12 protein-coding genes are annotated in these 16,879 nt (G+C 60.0%); 2 read left to right on the plus strand and 10 right to left on the minus strand.

The genetic code is table 11. The features are described 5' to 3' along the window. Window positions 1-3,616: ATP-dependent RNA helicase HrpA (gene hrpA / locus RIFP1SYM_RS12330; RefSeq protein WP_039960443.1), on the minus strand; the 3,616-nt coding region annotated here is incomplete at its 3' end. Between the two features lie 153 nt (window positions 3,617-3,769). Between hrpA and RIFP1SYM_RS12335 the strand changes: the two genes are divergently transcribed. Next, a complete protein-coding gene (locus RIFP1SYM_RS12335) occupies window positions 3,770-6,601 on the plus strand; it encodes an AMP-binding protein (protein ID WP_039960444.1) in 2,832 nt (943 codons plus the stop codon). 157 nt (window positions 6,602-6,758) lie between these two features. Next, window positions 6,759-7,988: a methyl-accepting chemotaxis protein gene (locus RIFP1SYM_RS12340; protein ID WP_240992108.1), complete on the plus strand. Its 1,230-nt coding sequence runs from the start codon at window positions 6,759-6,761 to the stop codon at window positions 7,986-7,988. Between the two features lie 261 nt (window positions 7,989-8,249). Here RIFP1SYM_RS12340 and RIFP1SYM_RS12345 read toward each other — a convergent pair whose 3' ends face one another. The 9 genes from RIFP1SYM_RS12345 to RIFP1SYM_RS12385 all read right to left on the minus strand — a co-directional run. After that, on the minus strand, window positions 8,250-10,340 hold the full coding sequence (locus tag RIFP1SYM_RS12345) for a TonB-dependent copper receptor (RefSeq protein WP_050798763.1): 2,091 nt from the start codon (window positions 10,338-10,340) through the stop codon (window positions 8,250-8,252). A 201-nt stretch (window positions 10,341-10,541) separates the two neighbouring features. After that, window positions 10,542-11,711, minus strand: a complete 1,170-nt coding sequence (locus RIFP1SYM_RS12350) for a cation:proton antiporter (RefSeq protein WP_005965204.1) — start codon at window positions 11,709-11,711, stop codon at window positions 10,542-10,544. A gap of 36 nt (window positions 11,712-11,747) precedes the next feature. Then, window positions 11,748-12,947 (minus strand): tetratricopeptide repeat protein, encoded by a 1,200-nt coding sequence (locus RIFP1SYM_RS12355; protein WP_005965206.1) that lies wholly within the window; start codon window positions 12,945-12,947, stop codon window positions 11,748-11,750. Further along, on the minus strand, window positions 12,944-13,570 hold the full coding sequence (locus tag RIFP1SYM_RS12360; protein ID WP_005965207.1) for an energy transducer TonB: 627 nt from the start codon (window positions 13,568-13,570) through the stop codon (window positions 12,944-12,946). Before RIFP1SYM_RS12360 ends, RIFP1SYM_RS12355 begins: the two co-directional genes overlap by 4 nt. Next, window positions 13,567-13,980 carry an ExbD/TolR family protein gene (locus tag RIFP1SYM_RS12365; RefSeq protein WP_005965208.1) on the minus strand — a complete coding sequence of 138 codons (414 nt, stop codon included), beginning with the start codon at window positions 13,978-13,980 and terminating at the stop codon, window positions 13,567-13,569. The genes RIFP1SYM_RS12360 and RIFP1SYM_RS12365 overlap by 4 nt, the downstream gene beginning before the upstream one ends. Then, window positions 13,980-14,405, minus strand: a complete 426-nt coding sequence (locus RIFP1SYM_RS12370; RefSeq protein WP_005965209.1) for a MotA/TolQ/ExbB proton channel family protein — start codon at window positions 14,403-14,405, stop codon at window positions 13,980-13,982. Before RIFP1SYM_RS12370 ends, RIFP1SYM_RS12365 begins: the two co-directional genes overlap by 1 nt. Then, window positions 14,389-15,744 carry a MotA/TolQ/ExbB proton channel family protein gene (locus RIFP1SYM_RS12375; protein ID WP_005965210.1) on the minus strand — a complete coding sequence of 452 codons (1,356 nt, stop codon included), beginning with the start codon at window positions 15,742-15,744 and terminating at the stop codon, window positions 14,389-14,391. The genes RIFP1SYM_RS12370 and RIFP1SYM_RS12375 overlap by 17 nt, the downstream gene beginning before the upstream one ends. Then, window positions 15,741-16,508: a DUF3450 domain-containing protein gene (locus RIFP1SYM_RS12380; RefSeq protein WP_005965211.1), complete on the minus strand. Its 768-nt coding sequence runs from the start codon at window positions 16,506-16,508 to the stop codon at window positions 15,741-15,743. Before RIFP1SYM_RS12380 ends, RIFP1SYM_RS12375 begins: the two co-directional genes overlap by 4 nt. 148 nt (window positions 16,509-16,656) lie before the next feature. Then, window positions 16,657-16,879 (minus strand): sterol desaturase family protein (locus RIFP1SYM_RS12385; protein ID WP_039960446.1); only part of this gene is annotated, 223 nt, incomplete at its 5' end.

The raw sequence follows: 16,879 nt of genomic DNA on the forward strand, positions 1-16,879 counted from the left end.
TACGCCGCTCTAGCGCCTTCAGATAGCGGGGGAAGGCCTGCAACCGATTCACCTGTGTGTGCTGCAGAAAGCCCCTGAACAGCAGCCGGTCGAGCTGCTGCTGCATATCCTGCACTGAGGCGAGCCAGTTGATCTGGGTGATACCGGCCAGCCCCTTGCGCACCCGCTGGTAGGCGTCAAGGATCTCCCCCACCTGAGCACAGGCCCGGTTGCTCAGGCTCATCATCTCCCCCCGCGCCTGTTCGATGCGCTGCTCAAAGGTTGCCTGGTCACGGATCTCCGGCCGGCCGTCGAGAAAGGTCTGGTCAACGATGAAAGCGACCAGCTCATCCTCCAGCCCCTTGTAGCGCTCCACCACCAGCCCCTTGGGCGGCTCGGCGACCTTGGCGTACTGCAGCCGCATTCGCGCCAGACCCGGCAGGTTCTTGCGCAGATAGCGCATCTCCTTGGCCATACCCAACATGATCAGCCGTCGCACCCCCGCCTGGTGAGCCCGCTCAGCGTTGGCCTGGGAGTCGAGCACACGGATCGCGACCGTCTCCCCCTCATTGACCAGCGCCGGAAAGCCCTTCAGACGAATCGCCCCGCGCTGCACATCCAACGTGGCGGGGACGCTGCCAAAATCCCAGCGGGTCAAGCCCCCCTGCTCGATGGTCTGACCGCTGAGCCTGTGCCCCTGCCCCGCCTCACCGCCAGCATGACGCTGACGCAGCGGATTCACCTCACGGCCACTCTCCAGGGTGCGACCTTTCTCATCCACCACCCGCAGACGCATCCGCAGATGCTCCGGCAGGGTCGACTCATCCCAGGCATCCTCCGGCACATGCACCCCGGTAAGCTGCTTCAGCCGCTCGCCAAGCACCTGCACCAACGGCCGATCACTCGGCTCCAGCCCTTTCAGGCAGCGGGCGGCGGTCTCTGGCACCGGCACAAACGACTTGCGCAGCGCCTTCGGCAGGCCACGCAGCAGCGCCACCACCCGCTCCTGTAACAACCCCGGCACCAGCCACTGGCAGCGCGCCTCGGAGACCTGATTCAACACATCCTTTGGCACCACCAGGGTGACACCATCCTCTTTGCTGCCGGGCTCGAAGCTGTACTCCAGCGGTAGCACCATGCCGTTGATGTCGAGGTGATCGGGAAACTGTCCGTCAGCGACCCACTCCGACTCCTCGCGCAGCAGCTCGGCCTCACGCATGTAGAGTTTTTTCGGCTGCTGTTTCGCGTCCTGTTTTAGCCATTTCTCGAAGGCAGGTGTGGTGCTGATCCCCTCCGGGATGCGCTGGTCGTAGAAGGCGTAGATGCGCTCCTCATCCACCAGGATGTCACGGCGGCGCGACTTCGCCTCCATCTCGTGCACCGCCTCGATCAACTCCTGGTTATGCCGCCAGAAGGGAGCGCGGGTCTGGAAGTCGCCCTCCACCAGGGCCGAGCGGATGAAGATCTCCCGCGCCAGTAGCGGATCGATGGGGGAGAAGTTGATCTTGCGCCGCGGGATCAGGGTCAGACCAAACAGGGTAATCTTGTCGTAGCCTGCCACCTGACCGCGCCTTTTCTCCCAGTGGGGCTCCGAGTAGCTGTGCTTGATCAGATGGCCAGCGGCAGCCTCGATCCACTCCGGCTCAATCTTCGCCAGGGTACGCGCGTAGAGTTTGGTGGTCTCAACCAGCTCCGCCGCCATCACCCACTTTGGCTGAGCCTTGAACAACCCCGAGCCGGGGAAGATATGGAAGCGACTGTTGCGTGTGCCCAGGTAGTCGCGCTCCTTACTCTTGAAACCGATGTGGCTCAGCAGGCCGCTGAGTAGCGCCCGGTGGATCTGCTCATAACTTGCCTCCTCGCTGTTCTCCTTGAAACCCATGTCGTGCAGCTGCATACGCAGCTGGGTGTGGATCTCCTGCCACTCCTGCACCCGGGTCGAGGAGAGGAAGATCGAACGGCAGTATTTGCGGAACTTGGCCCGGGAGAGGTGTTTGCGCTGCTCTTGCAGATGCTCCCATAGCTGCAGATAGCCGATGAAGTCGGACTGCTCGTGGCGAAACAGGGCATGGGCTTGATCCGCCTGCTGCTGCTTATCCATGGGACGATCACGCGGATCCTGCACGCTCAGCGCTGCGGCGATCACCATCACCTCGCGCAGACAGTGGCTGTGGGCGGCGCCCAACAGCATGCGACCGATGCGCGGGTCCACCGGCAGCCGCGCCAGCTGACGGCCAAGATGGGTGATCTGTTTGTCACCGCCGATCGCACCAATCTCCTCCAGCACCCGGTAGCCGTCTTTGATCAACCGCGAGTCGGGCGGATCGACAAACGGGAAGGCCTCGATCTCGCCGAAGCCGAGTTGCTTCATCTGCAGGATGACCGAGGCGAGGTTGGTGCGCAGGATCTCCGGTTCGGTGAACGCAACCCGTGATTCGAAATCCTCCTCCGAGTAGAGGCGGATGCAGACACCTTTGGCGACCCGTCCACAGCGCCCCATGCGCTGATTCGCCGAGGCCTGGGAGACTCGTTCCACCGGCAGCCGCTGCACCTTGCTCCTGTGACTGTAGCGGCTGATGCGGGCAAAGCCCGCGTCGATCACATAGCGAATGCCGGGCACGGTGAGTGAGGTCTCCGCCACGTTGGTGGCAAGTACGATGCGCCGCGCGCCGTGAGGTTTGAAGATCCGTGCCTGGTCGGCGGGGCCGAGTCGGGCGTAGAGCGGCAGCACTTCGGTCAGCGGCAGCTTGTGCTTGCGCAGGGTCTCGGCGGTCTCGCGGATCTCTCGCTCGCCGCTGAGAAAGATCAGGATATCGCCACGATCGATACGCGACAGCTCATCCACCGCATCGACAATCGCCTGCTGCATCGGATCCTCCCGCTCATGGGCCCCCTCCTCCTCCAGCGGCCGGTAGTACAGTTCCACCGGGAAGGTGCGGCCGGAAACTTCGATCACCGGCGCATCGCGGAAGTGTTTGGCGAAGCGGTCCGGGTCGATGGTGGCTGAGGTGATGATCAGCTTCAGGTCGGGACGCTTCGGCAGCAGCTGCTGCAGGTAGCCCAACAGAAAATCGATATTCAGGCTGCGCTCGTGGGCCTCATCGATGATCAGGGTGTCGTACTGATTCAGATAGGGGTCCTGCTGGATCTCCGCCAGCAGAATGCCATCTGTCATCAGTTTGACATGGGAATTTGGTCCCACATGATCATGGAAGCGCACCTTGTAGCCCACCGCATGGCCTGTCTCGCTGCCCAGCTCGGCGGCCACCCGCGCCGCCAGGCTGCGCGCCGCAATGCGCCGCGGTTGAGTATGGCCAATGTAGCCCGCCACACCGCGCCCCAAGTCGAGACAGATCTTCGGCAACTGGGTCGACTTGCCGGAGCCGGTCTCACCACACAGCACCACCACCTGATTTTCCGCGATCAGCTTGCGGATATCATCGAGACGCGTGGTGATCGGCAGCTCGGGCGGGAATTCGGGGGTCGGCAGGCTCTCTTGTCGCTGAGCAAGGCGCTCGCTTGAGCGATCCATATCCCGGCGCAGCTTGAGCAGCCCCTGATCGTAGGGCTGGTTGTTATTCTTCCGCTGCTGCAGACCACGCAAACGCCGGCGGAAGCTGTGGCGGTCCGCCAGCATGCATTGCTCAATCGATTCAGGGCTGGGGAGTTTGTTGTCGGCTATGGTCACAGGCAGCACAGGAAAACAGCGGAAAGGCGAGATTCTACCGTAAAACGGGGTCGATCCGACTCTGCTATATAGTCATGAGTAGTCATAAAATTGGCCCCCTCCATGGAAGCACCACAACAGCTCCACTCAGAAAAACACGCGGCCACTCCTCTACTGGAGATCATCGCCACCCTAGCCAGAGAACTCCATCCTCTACAAACAGCTTGGCGGCCGCCTACACTCGACTCTCATCTGGAGCGGGATCTGGGCTTCGACAGCCTGGGACGGCTGGAACTGGTCGCCCGTCTGGAACGCCAGTTCGGCGTCAGCCTGCCTGAGCAGAGCTTCGCTGAGGCGGAGACCCCACGCGATCTGCTACGTGCAATTCTCAGCAGTCCGACTACGACCAGCTTGGAGGGAACGCCTCCTGTCATCCCTGAGGCGGGCAGATCCAACGAGGCACCGGAACAGGCCGGCAGCCTTACCGAAATGCTCGACTGGCATGTCGCGCATCATGGGGAGCGCACGCATATCCGCCTCTACAGTGACAGCGATGAGGGTGAACGGATCAGCTATCGACAGCTGCATGAAGGGGCCCTCAAGGTTGCCGCTGCTCTGCAACGGCACGGTCTGCAACCGGGTGAGGCGGTCTGTCTGATGCTGCCGACGGGGTCCGACTACTTCTACAGCTTCTTCGGCGTGCTCTATGCCGGCGGCGTGCCGGTGCCGATCTATCCTCCGCTGCGGCCCAGTCAGCTGCAGGATCATCTCCGGCGCCAGATCTCGATTCTCTCCAATGCCAAGGCCACCTATCTGATTACCATCGAGGCGGCAAAATCTCTGGCTAAACTGCTGAAGGCGGAGGTGGAGAGCCTGCGCGAACTGCTGACTCTGGATGCACTGCACGGTAATCCACAGGCGCTCTCGCCGGTGATCCTTCGGTCGATCGATACAGCATTCCTGCAGTACACCTCTGGCAGCACGGGCACCCCCAAAGGGGTGATCCTGACCCATGCCAATCTGCTGGCGAATATCCGCGCCGATGGCGCTGCCATCGAGGCAAATGCCAGCGATATCTTTGTCAGCTGGTTGCCGCTCTATCACGACATGGGGCTGATCGGCGCCTGGCTTGGCTCACTCTACTTTGGCGCGCAGCTGGTAATCATGTCGCCGCTGAGCTTTCTGGCAAAACCCGAACGCTGGCTCTGGGCGATCCACCGCTATGGCGGCACCCTCTCCGCCGCCCCCAATTTTGCCTACCAGCTCTGCTGCAGCCGAATCGATGATAAAGCACTGGAGGGGCTCGATCTGAGCCGCTGGCGGGTCGCGCTGAATGGCGCCGAGGCGGTCAGCCCGGAGACCGTGCAAAGCTTTCAGGCGCGCTTCTCTGCCTACGGCTTTCATGCGGAGGCCCTGTGCCCGGTCTACGGCCTGGCGGAGTCGAGTGTCGGGCTCACCTTCCCGCCACTGCATCGCAAGCCGCTGATCGACCGGATCAGACGCCTCGAATTCAGCCGCAGTGGCCAGGCAATAGCCGCCGAACCGGACGATCCACGGGCACTGCGCTTTGTCGCCTGCGGGCATCCCCTCCCCCACCATGAGGTGCGGGTGGTGAATGCGGCTAGCCATGAACTGCCAGAACGTCAACAGGGGGCGATTCAGTTCCGCGGCCCCTCAGCCTGCAGCGGTTACTTTCACAACTCCCAGGCCACCCGTGAGCTGTTTGACGGCGAGTGGCTACGCTCAGGGGATCTCGGCTACTTTGCAGACGGGGACCTGTTTATCACCGGTCGCAGCAAGGATGTGATCATTCGTGCTGGCCGCAACATCTACCCCGAAGAGTTGGAAGAGGCCATTGGTAACCTGGAGGGTATCCGCAAGGGTCGGGTGGCCATCTTTTCCAGTCAGAACCAGAACCAGCCGGGCGAACGACTGGTGATACTGGCCGAAACCCGCGAGCAGGATCCGGCCAAGCGGGAAGCGTTGAGCGCCCGGATCGACAGCATCGCCACCTACCTCACCATGATCGCACCGGATGAGATCATCCTCGCCGCACCAGGCATCATCCTCAAGACATCGAGTGGCAAGATCCGGCGCGGCGCATGCCGAACACTGTTTGAACAGGGCGCAATCAAGGCCCACCCCAGACCAGTCTGGCAACAACAGTTGCAGCTCTCCCTCTCCACGCTTCCAAACCGCATCCGGCGCATTGTTGGCAGCGCCAAAGATTGGGCTTATTCGCTCTATACCCGTGGAATCTTCTATATTCTGGCCGCTTTCACCTATCTCTCTGTGATGCTTCTGCCCACGACTTTTCGCTGGCCTCTGATGCGCGCCATGGCTCGCCTGCTGGCCAAGGCCAGCGGCACCCGACTGACACTACGCGGAGCAGAGTATCTCCCCACCGTCACTCAGCCCGTCATCCTGGTCGCCAACCACTGCAGTTATCTCGACGGCATTGCGCTGGTCGCGTTGCTGCCCTTCTCTTTTCGCTTTGTCGCCAAATCAGAGCTGCGTCGAAACTGGATCGCCCATACCTTTCTCAAACGCATCAATACCCTGTTTGTGGAACGGTCTGATCCCCGCCAGGCAGTGACTGATTCCGATACTGCACAGCGCAGTGCACTGCAGGGTGAGTCTCAATGCTATTTTCCAGAAGGCACCTTCAGCCGCAGACCCGGGCTGCTACCGTTTCATATGGGCGCCTTTTCCACCGCCGCAAACGCCGCTCTGCCAGTGCAGCCCATTACAATCCGTGGCACCCGTTCTATCCTGCATGCCAACGACTGGTTCATCCATCCCAGCCAGATTAGCCTGACCCTATGCGAGCCAGTTGTCCCTGTCCCGGGGATAGAGGATGCCTGGCAGCAGGCGATTCTGCTGCGCGACCGGGCCAGGACAGAGATTCTACGCCACTGCGGCGAACCTGATCTGGCTAGCGAGAAGCGAGTCTGAGACTGTTTCAATCGCCCCTCGTACACACAAAATTGACTCTTTTCCTGCCGAACCTATTAAGAACAAAAGATTTCCAACTCTCTGCCGATTTACATTCTTGAAGCGAAAGCAGGCGGACTTGCAACCGCCAGACTGCAACAATGATGGACAATTCATAGTGAACCAAAAACTCTTCTACGGCTCATTGGCAGGGATCCTGCTTTTCTCTGTGATGACAACCGTCTCACTCCTGGCGCAGTTACCAGATTGGCTACTGCTCCTGCTCAGTACCACACCCGCCCTGATCGTCATCATCCTGTTGGTCGCTTCACGTAGCAGAGACAAACAATCCGCCGAAGCTGAGCGAAAAAAAGAGGCGATTGCCCGTATGCTCGGCAATTATATGGCGACATCCAATGGTGCCTTCGATGTTGTCAGTGAACAGTTCAGCAGTCTTCGACGGGAACTGAATCAGGCCAAAGATATTCTGCACAGCGCCACCGAAAAACTCGCCGGCAGCTTTACCGGTCTGGACAACGAAACCGAAGATCAGCGCCAGCGCCTGCAGGTGCTGGTCGAAGAGCTCTATAACGTGGCCCGCGGCAACCAGTACAAGGAGCAGACAGAGGGCATCAATCGCTTCAGCACTCAGAGTCAGGAGATCGTCACCAACTATATTTCCACCCTTTCAGAGATGAAAAATAACAGCAGTGCCATCGTCGACAACTTCAGCGAAATGACCGGGCAGGTCAACTCAGTGGTCTCACTGCTCAACGATGTCAACGATATCACCAGTCAGACAGATCTACTGGCTTTGAATGCCGCAATCGAGGCAGCCCGAGCGGGTGATGCAGGGCGCGGCTTTGCGGTGGTAGCCGATGAGGTGCGCAACCTCTCCCGCCGCACCAACCAGTTTAGCGACCAGATCCGCGACCTGATCCTGCAGACCCAGAGCACCATGGAGCGCGTCTCAGTCAATATTCAGGAGATGGCAGAGGCTGACATGTCAAACGCACTCGAGGCCCAAGATCAGGTTGGAAACATGTGGGAGGAGATGCGGGCGCTCAACAAGGGTGCCACCACCCAAGCAGAGACCATCAATGAGCTTTCCGATAGCATCCGCCAGCACGTCAATACCGGCATACTTTCCCTACAATTTGAGGATATTGCTGTACAACTGGTCGATCACATCGCCCAGCGCTCAGAACAGATCGAGGCTTTCATCAACGGACTGATCGCCCTCCATTTCGAGCAGTCCGACTTCGAGCAGCAGATTGAACACTTCCAGACCCGTCTCTCCGACCTGGAGAAAATCATCAACAATGGCAAGCAGGGCTTCGCACAGCTGGATCAGAACAAGGCGGTAGCACAACAGAATGTCGAGAGTGGTAGTGTCGATCTCTTTTGACCTGCTTCCCACCATCCTCTGCACAAGAAAAACCGGTCACATCGACCGACTGGCTATCCCAAAACAACCTCTCTTTCGTCGATAGATAATGTCCGTCCAGAAACAGTAAAAACGATACGCAGAGAAGCGCGGAGATCACAAATATTATCTATAAACATCTGCGTTCTTTGCGCTTCTCTGCGTCCAAACATGGCGTTTCCGGACGGACACTACCTTATGACTGCCTGGCTTATCACCTAGATGACCTCCGCCAGAACACGCTCAGAATTTAAGCGATGCCTTGACCCACACCTCACGGCCCGGCTCATTCACCTGAATCGCTTCGGGACTGAAGGGATCAAGGTTGGCCCGGTTCACATGATAGGCATACTCTTTGTCAAACACGTTGTTGATGCCGAAGCGGATATCGGCACGGTCGTTGAAGCTGTAGCTGCCGTTCAGATCGAGCACCGCCCAGGCGGGGGTCTCCTGCACATCCTGACCGCTGCCGTCGATCAGATCGGCCCGAGTCTGTTTGGCATTTGCCCGCACCAGACCACCCAACGCCCAATCACCGCGGGTGTAGTCGAGGCCCAGGGTCAGTTCCAGCGGTGCGATCTGAGCAATATTGCGGTTATCAGTCGTGTTCTCAGCACGTACATAGGCCAACCCGGCATTGCCTGAGAACTGATCACTAAACTGATACGTGCCATCCCACTCAAAACCGGCAAAGCTGGCATCTACGTTACGATAGATGGTGGCTGTGGCGTTGTTAACCAGGATGCCATCCTGAGCCCGTGCCAAATCCCTCAGAATGTAGTCGGTAACCTTATTGTAGTAGAGGCTGAAACTGCTACTCCATACTGCATCGGCCAACTCAACTCCAACCTCAATCTGATGATTTTTTTCCGGCTCAAGCTCCGGGTTACCAACCCAGCTAGTATCATTGCCCATCATCACAATCCAGCTGGCAACATAGCGTTCAGAGGCATCTGCGGTTCGCACGCTGCGGCTGACTCCTGCATAGAGTTTACCCATGGTAATGGCGTGCTCATAACGCAGGAAACCACCTAGATTGTTTTCGCTCTTGCTCTCTGAGGTGCTAGCGTAGTAGGTGGCATAGAGGTCATTGGGAGTTGGGCTTGTGCTCACTTCGGGCTTCTCATCACCGCGGGAGATAGACGCATCGACCTTGTCGTAACGCAACCCCGCCTTGAAGCTGTCCTCACTGCCCACGGGCATCTCGATTTCGGCAAACAAGCCAGTCTGCTTCAGTTCGGCACCCGGCCACATGATCGACTGCACCACTGAGGGATCATCCGTCAGCGCCGTGGTGGCGCCCTGCAGGCGCTCTGCATCGCGGTCGTTTTTCTGGTAGTCAACACCCAGAGTCAGGGTCTTATCGCCCAACATGAGATCACCGCTGATGCGGCCACCCAGGGTATCTGAAGTGGTCGGCGTCTTCATATTGCGCGCGGCGGTACGGGTGCGCAGTGAATAGTTGTCCATCAAATGTTTGACATCGGAATTGTAGGCCTCCACCTTGAAACCTGCGAGCACACCTGCATCGGGCTGATGCTCAATCTTGAAGCGGATGTTGTCCGCATCGCTGTAGGGGGAGTCCATATTGGCACCAGGGAACAGCACATCATCCTCACGGGTCGCCTCGAGATTAAGCTCCAGACGAGTCTCCGAACTCGGCGTCAGGCCGAGAATCAGGTTGCCTGACTTGTTGCTGTAGGCGGAGCGCACTTCGTTGCCAGCACCATCTTCATAGTTATCGGCATCCTTGTAACCAACAATAGCGCGGGCATAGCCCTGTTCTGCTCCTGCCGCCAGATCCGCAGCCAACTCCTTGGTATTGGAGTTGCTCATAAAACCCACATCGACCTTGCCCTTAAAACGCTCGCCCTCCTCAAACTCAGGCACGCCACGCTCAAACAGCACGGTGCCACCGCCGCCACCTCCCCCGTAGAGCACTGTCTGGGAGCCTTTGATCACGGTCACGCTGTCGTAGCTCTCGATGGCGGAATAGGCAGTGGGCGGATCCATGCGGTTGGGACAGCCACCATGGATGTAGGCGCCGCCCATCAGGATGTTGAGTCGGTTCTGACTCTGGCCACGAATGATCGGTTCAATGCCATGACCACCCATACGGGCGCCACTGACGCCGGTTACCCCGCGCAACAGCTCAGCCGCGTCAGCAGGGATACCTTTTTTTGCATCCTCCATCGGCATCACCGACAGCGCTGGAGAAGACAGTGCCTCACCCTCCACCACCAGTTCCGAGAGGTTTTCGGCCACCTCTTCTGCAACTACCTGGGGGAGAACAGCAATCCCGCTGATCGCGAGGGCCAAGGGGGTCAACTTCATCGATACGTCCTCTTGCATTTTGTTAGTTGGAATATTCCAGAGGTCTTATGCAAGAGCNTTGCCAGCTTTTTCTATCCTTTTAATTCAATATGTTACCGAACTGTTTCAATATGTATCCAAGAAAAAACAGGGTATTTGCCACAATAATAAGCCATATCACCCAGTTCCAGAGGCTGAACAAGATGCACCCTTGCCCGCAATTCATCCCCGCCGCTCTCCTCTTTGAAGTGCCCAGCGGGAAAAAACCGGGCCGATCAGTTCAAAAAAAATACTCGTTCCGATCACTACCGAAAGCAGCATCTGCCGATGCTCGGGAAACCGAGTCGATGCCACCAGCGCCATACCGATTGCAACACCCGCCTGGGGCAGCAACGCAAGCCCCATCCATCGTCTTACCCTCTCTCCTGAGCCACCCCAAATCGCGCCCAGCCAAGCTCCCAGCAGCTTGCCGGCACTGCGGCAAACCACATAGGTCACACCAATCAAACCCACCCCCACCAGGGCATTCAGTTCGAGCGATGCGCCGGCGAACACAAAGAAGATCACCATCATCGGCGAATCGACATTCTCGATCGCATGGAATGGATAGTCGTGATGTCGGGCTAGGTTGACAATCACTGACCCCATCACCATCGAGGCAATCAGATACGAGAGATCGAGCCAGATAGCGATCCCCCCACAGAGAAAAACCAGCCCCAACGCCTCGATCAACATCGGTTGGCCGGGCCGTATCCGTCCGCTCAGATAGGCCGCCGGCACACCGATGGCCAGCCCCAGCAGCAGCGCTCCACCGATCTGCCAGAACGCAGACAGGATCGTCGCCGCCCCTTCTTCGTTGCCCATCATGAGAGCCACCAGAGAGACACCGAAAGCGAACAGGATCAGCGCCCAGACGTCATCGATGGCAACGATCTCCAGTAGCAGATTGGCGAAGCGCCCCTTGGAACCCGTTTCGACAACAACATCCAGGGTGGCTGCAGGCGCGGTGGCGGTGGCAACACAGGCCAGCAGGATCGCCACTTCCAGCTGCACGCCGATTGTCAGCAACCCGAGCAACACTGCCAGCCAGGTCCCGGCCACCGCACTGACAGAGATCCAGAATAGTTGGCTGCCGCAGCTTCTCAGCGACTCGCCAGTGAGCTTCCCCCCCAGCAGGAACCCCACCATCAGCAACGCGATATTAGTGATGATCTCGAAACGTTCGCTCACCACCGACGAGATCAGGTCCAGCCCCTCATGGCCAATCAACAGACCAAACAACAGCAACAGGGTCACTCTGGGCAGGAAGGTATGGCGCCCAAGAAAATCAGTCAGCAGTCCAAACAGCAGGACGCCACCGATGGTAGTCAGAAATTCGGCCGTGTCATCCATTGTCTCCTCTTAACGTGAAGTATGGACAAGGATCGACTATCGCTGAAGCTGATGCTCCAGATAGCCCAGCCACTCCACCAGCTGCTTACGCTGTGGTTCACCTTTGGCCAACGGCTCTGCCCGAGTGAATGCCGCCTGCGCCTCTGGAAATTTGTTCAGGCGGATATAGACAGCCCCCAGCAGCACCCAGTTGTCATAACTGGGTCGTTTCAGCTGTTTTACAGCCCGTTGCAGGCGTTCCGCCGCTTCATCCCAACGCTCCAGCTCCACTAGCTGTTCCGCGCCGCGCAACTCCCAGCGGCCACTCTGATCGAGCTTGGCCAATGCATCGAATACCGGCAACGCCTTCTCCGGCTCCCGTGCCAGCACCCAGGCCTGGGCGAGCAGCTCCAGTGCCTTCTGGTCCTGCTCCGCCACCCCTGTCGCCAGCAGCTGCACCGCCAGCTGCGGCATCTTTTGATGCAGGTAGAGCTGTGCCAGCCAGAGGATCTCCCGCTGCTTCAGCTGGCCTCTGGAATGCGCCAGCTCCAGAGTCGCCAGCGCATCCCGCTCCCGTCCCAGTTCCATCTGCAATCCGGCCAATTGCCGCCAGTAGGCCGCCGTCGCCGGAAAGCGGACGATCATCTTCGATAATAGGGCAACCGCCTGTTTAGTCTTCTTCGCGTCGAGATAGAAGCCGACCAACAGTTGAAACCAGGGTTCTGCGGGATCATCACTCAGCCGGATTGCCGTCTCGAGATCATCGATCGCCGCCTCGATCTGATCCAGGGCACGGTGGATCTGCGCCTTCAGCAGATAGACGCGGGGCGGAGGTTTTGCCTCAAACTTCATCCAGCGGATCAAGAGCTGCAGTGCGGCCGCCGCATCATCCTCCTGAAACAGCAGCTGGACCAGCGTGTAACTTAGCTGGTGCGACACCTCCGCGGGCAGTTGCGCCGAATCCACTGCGGCCCTGAAGTGGCGAATCGCACTCGGATACATCTCCCGACCGATCTCCACATAGCCAAAACTCTGATGTACCAAGGCGGTTTCGTAGCCATTGCCCGCGACACGCTGCAGCAACCCCTCAAGCTCCAGTGCCGCTTCATCGTAACGCTGATGGCGCATCAATGCCTCCACCAAAAACAGGTATTCGTAGGTAAGACGGGAGGCGAGCTGAGCGGGCGGCGGCTCCTTGGCACAGGCGTCGCTGGCGAAGGCGATCAACAGCAGAGGGAGCAGTAACAGCTTGATCATTTTTTCAGGGAGAAGCGGATTGTCTGGGTAGCTGAACGCGCCACGGCCACGCCATTTTCCAGCTGGGGCTGGAACTTCCAACCGCGAATCGCGCGCAGCGCAGCCTGCTCAAAAAAACCCTTCGGCTCGGCCTCCACCACTTTCGGATCACTCACCCCGCCATCGGGGTCGATGGTGAACTGCACCACCACATGGCCCTCGCTGCGGCGCAGCAGGGCTCGCCGCGGATAGCGTGGCGGAATCCGCACCAGCGGCACCGGCTCCGCCGGCAGCGGGGGTGGTGGCGGTGTCGCGAAGCCCCCCAGGTAGGGACCATTGCCTACATCCAGCGGCAGCGCAAGATTCGGCGCCTGCCAGGAGGGCAGTTCAATCTGAGGATTTTTCGCCGCGGCCGCAGCAGGCATCGGCCGCGGCAGCTCAGGCGTCGGCTCCTCCGCTTCAGACGGTGGCTCCTCAGCTGGCGGCGGCGGTTCCTCGGGGGGCAGGCGCACAAAGTCGATCGGTAATGCCTTGGATAGCTGCGTGTTGCCCCGCTGGTGATCGGGGGTAACCATCGACTGCATCAGTTTCAGTAACCCGAAATTAACCAACAGTGCGATCAGCAGCGCCAGCCCCCATCTCACCGTCCCGGCACCTCGCTGGCAGCGATAGAGACACTGGCAGCACCGGCAAGACGCGCCTGATCGAGCACTTGGATCACCACCCCGGTAGGCGCCTGTCGGTCGGCCTGGATCACTACCGCTCCCTCGGGGTTCTCGGCCCGCAACCGCTCCACATTGGCACGCACCGCACGCGGGTCGATGCGCCGCTTGTCGATCCAGATTTCACCGCTGCTGGTAACCGCGATCAGGATCGCAGCCTGCTCCTGGCGCAGCGCGGTAGCAGCGCTGGGCCGGTCCACCTCCACCCCAGTCTCTTTGACAAAAGAGGAGGTCACCATGAAAAAGATCAGCAGGATGAAGACCATATCAATCAACGGCGTCAGATTGATGGTGACGCTACCTGTCTCACCCTCGGTATGCCGGTGGCGCATCAGCCCCCCTCCCGATTGCGGCCCGGGTCGAGAATCCGGTGGCGCAGATCATTGACAAAATAGAAACCGGAGAGGGAGCTGACCAGTCCCGCCATGGTGGTGATCAGGGCGGTGGAGATGCCTGCCGACATGCCGCGAATATTGCCCGAGCCGTGGCTCGCCATCACATGGAACAGATCGATCATGCCCTCCACCGTGCCCAGCAGACCGAGCATCGGCAGAATCTGCACCATCGCCTCGACCAAGCCGAGATAGTCACCCCGGTGATTGTCCGAACCGCCCCTTGGCCACCACTGATGCGAATAACAGAGCGCGATCATCAACCACATCAGCAGCGACAGCAGCAGGATCAGCCACAGCACCGGCCCGCCCCGGTCGAGGAAGGCGGCGGTCTCCATCGGCATCCACTCAAACAGCCGGTCCATGCCTCGACTCCGCCCGTTCAGCCACCATCGCGGCACTCTGTTCATCCAGAATCTGGATCAGCCGATTGCTGCGCCCGGAGATAAAACTGTGCAGCAGCACCAGTGGGATCGCCGCCGCCAGCCCCAGTTCGGTAGTCACCAGCGCCTGGGAGATGCCACCGGACATCAGACGCGGATCCCCGGCGCCGAACAGGGTAATCGACTGAAAGGTCTCGATCATGCCGGTAACCGTGCCGAGCAACCCCAGCAATGGTGCCACCGCAGCCAGGATGCCGACCAACGGCAGACCTCGGCGCAGCCGCGGGATCTCCTTCAGGATCGCCTCGTCGAGGCGCAATTGCAGGGTCTCCGCATCCACCTCGGCCTCGCCGCTAACCGCCTGGCGCACCCGACCCAGGGGATTATTCCCGCCTGGCGCTTCGAGCTTGAGCTGTCGTTTCATGCGGCGACCGAGCAGGCCTAGCACCGCCAACCGCTCGATCACCACCAACAGACCGACCACCCCCAAGGCTATGATCAGGTAGCCGATCACACCACCCTGGCGAATCCGCTCTTCAAGGGTTGGCGTCTGCACCAGCTGCGCCAGAATCGCACCGCGGGAGGGATCGATGGCCATCATGCCGCCCGCCTCACCCGCCGCTTCGAAACGCCTGGCGACAAGTTGATAGCGGTGATCCGGCTGCCGCCCCAGCTCCACCAACCGGCCGCTCTGCGGCAAATAGCGCAGATAGCGGCCAGCAGAGACTGCACTGAACGGGCCGATGCGGGTCACGCTCTGCTCGCGTTCCCGCCCATCGGCGCCGATCACCTGGCTCTGCAGGCGAACCACCTTGCCAGCCGCCAGGGTGCGCTCGAACAGCAGCTGCCAGAAGCTCTGCAGTTTGTCGATGGAAGGCAGCTCGCGGCTTTCGGCCAGCGACTTCAACTGCTGCAGATCACCCGGCCTCTCGATGTTGATCAGCGAGTCGGCGAAGCGTTCACGACTCTGTGAGGCCGCCTGACGCACGCTGCCGAACAGCTCACCCAGCTCAGCGCTGGCCTGCTCGAGCAACTCACGCCGCTGCTGCAACAGCCGTTGATTCTCAGCGAACTGCGCATCCTGCTGCTGGCGCTTCTGCTTCGCGGCCTGCAGCGCTTGCAGCGTCGACTCAAGTATCTCCTGGCGCTCCTCCCTGCGCTGCAGAAACCGCGCCTCTCGCTCGATGTGGCGCTGACGCTGCATCAGCCGGGTATCGCGCACCTGCTCCAGCAATCCATCCAGGGTGGCGTTGGCAGGCAGCTCCGCCCACGCCGGTAGACAACAGAACATCGCCAGTGGCAGCAACAGCCAGCGCTTCATTGCACCACCTCCGCCGCAGGCACCGGCAACAGCAGCAGGTCCGGCGGCAACTGCTTGCGTGCCACCCGGATCGCACGGTCGATCTCCCGCCCAGCATCCTCATCGAGGCCTCGCCAGCTCTTATCCGCGACATCCCAGATACCGGCCTGGCTGCCATCGAGGGTCCGGTAGAAGAGCCCAACCCGCCCGATGCGCAGGAAGTCGACCATACGTTCGCCGCCGTCCGCCTCCAGCACCCCCTGATAGGCCTCGATAGTGCGCCCATACTCAGACTCGATCTGATAGGCCTCCAGCAGCCGGCGAAAGCGTTCTGCAAGATCAGTATCAGGTTGACTCTCCAGCTCGCGCAACTGCTGCACCCGCTGCTGGCGCTCCTGCAGCAGAAATGGGATATCGAGCGCCACAAACTGCTCCAGCACCTCAGTCATGCGGCTGGTGAGTGGGCCGATCTCATGCCGAGTCTGCTGCAGCGCCTGCTGTTGCCGTTCCAGGCTCTCAAGCTCCTGCTGCTGGGCGACCAGCTGTTTCTCCCGCAGGCGGTTGTAGCTCTCAACCCGCTCCAGCTCCGCCGACGCCTGGCGCCACTGCTCGAGCAAATGCCGCGCCTCATCGTCCAGCTGCTCGACACGCTGCTGCGATGTGATCGCCTCTTGGTCGGCGCGCCGCTGCTCCTGCAGCGCCTGCTGCAGCGGATCGGCCTGGAGATTTGCAGCGAGATTAAGCCCCAGCAGCAGCGCGAAGCCAGGCTTCAGCGAGATCCTCATAGCTTTGTGTTCCTGTCGTAATCAATCGAACTGGCGTCAGCGAATACTCCGTGCCGCCAGTGGCGCAACAATTCAGCACACTTGCATGCGCAGCGCAATGATGAGTCTCAACCCGCCAGGCGAGCGAGTAGAAAGAGGACGACAGGCGCTAACTCTCCTTGTCCTGCCACTGGCGGCGGTTGATGGCATAGCCGCTGATCTGCCCGATAAAGGGCAGCAGCAGCATGCCTGGCAGCCGATCCACCTGCTGCGCGTTACGGAAGTGGTGGATGCCGATGCTCATCCCCTCATGCCCCGCCCGTGGCTGCTGCCGATAGGTGCCAAACAGCCGGTCCCAGATCGAGAGGTTGAAGCCGAAGTTGGAGTTGGCC

Origin of the sequence: endosymbiont of Riftia pachyptila (vent Ph05), assembly GCF_000224455.1 — a bacterium.
GTDB classification, from domain to species: domain Bacteria; phylum Pseudomonadota; class Gammaproteobacteria; order Chromatiales; family Chromatiaceae; genus Endoriftia; species Endoriftia persephonae.

Bases quoted from the DNA above. Each gene is read 5' to 3' on its own strand.
- RIFP1SYM_RS12335 (WP_039960444.1), top strand. From the start codon at position 3,770: ATGGAAGCACCACAACAGCTCCACTCAGAAAAACACGCGGCCACTCCT.
- RIFP1SYM_RS12345 (WP_050798763.1), bottom strand. From the start codon at position 10,340: ATGAAGTTGACCCCCTTGGCCCTCGCGATCAGCGGGATTGCTGTTCTC.
- RIFP1SYM_RS12350 (WP_005965204.1), bottom strand. From the start codon at position 11,711: ATGGATGACACGGCCGAATTTCTGACTACCATCGGTGGCGTCCTGCTG.
- RIFP1SYM_RS12355 (WP_005965206.1), bottom strand. From the start codon at position 12,947: ATGATCAAGCTGTTACTGCTCCCTCTGCTGTTGATCGCCTTCGCCAGC.
- RIFP1SYM_RS12365 (WP_005965208.1), bottom strand. From the start codon at position 13,980: ATGCGCCACCGGCATACCGAGGGTGAGACAGGTAGCGTCACCATCAAT.
- RIFP1SYM_RS12370 (WP_005965209.1), bottom strand. From the start codon at position 14,405: ATGGACCGGCTGTTTGAGTGGATGCCGATGGAGACCGCCGCCTTCCTC.
- RIFP1SYM_RS12375 (WP_005965210.1), bottom strand. From the start codon at position 15,744: ATGAAGCGCTGGCTGTTGCTGCCACTGGCGATGTTCTGTTGTCTACCG.
- RIFP1SYM_RS12380 (WP_005965211.1), bottom strand. From the start codon at position 16,508: ATGAGGATCTCGCTGAAGCCTGGCTTCGCGCTGCTGCTGGGGCTTAAT.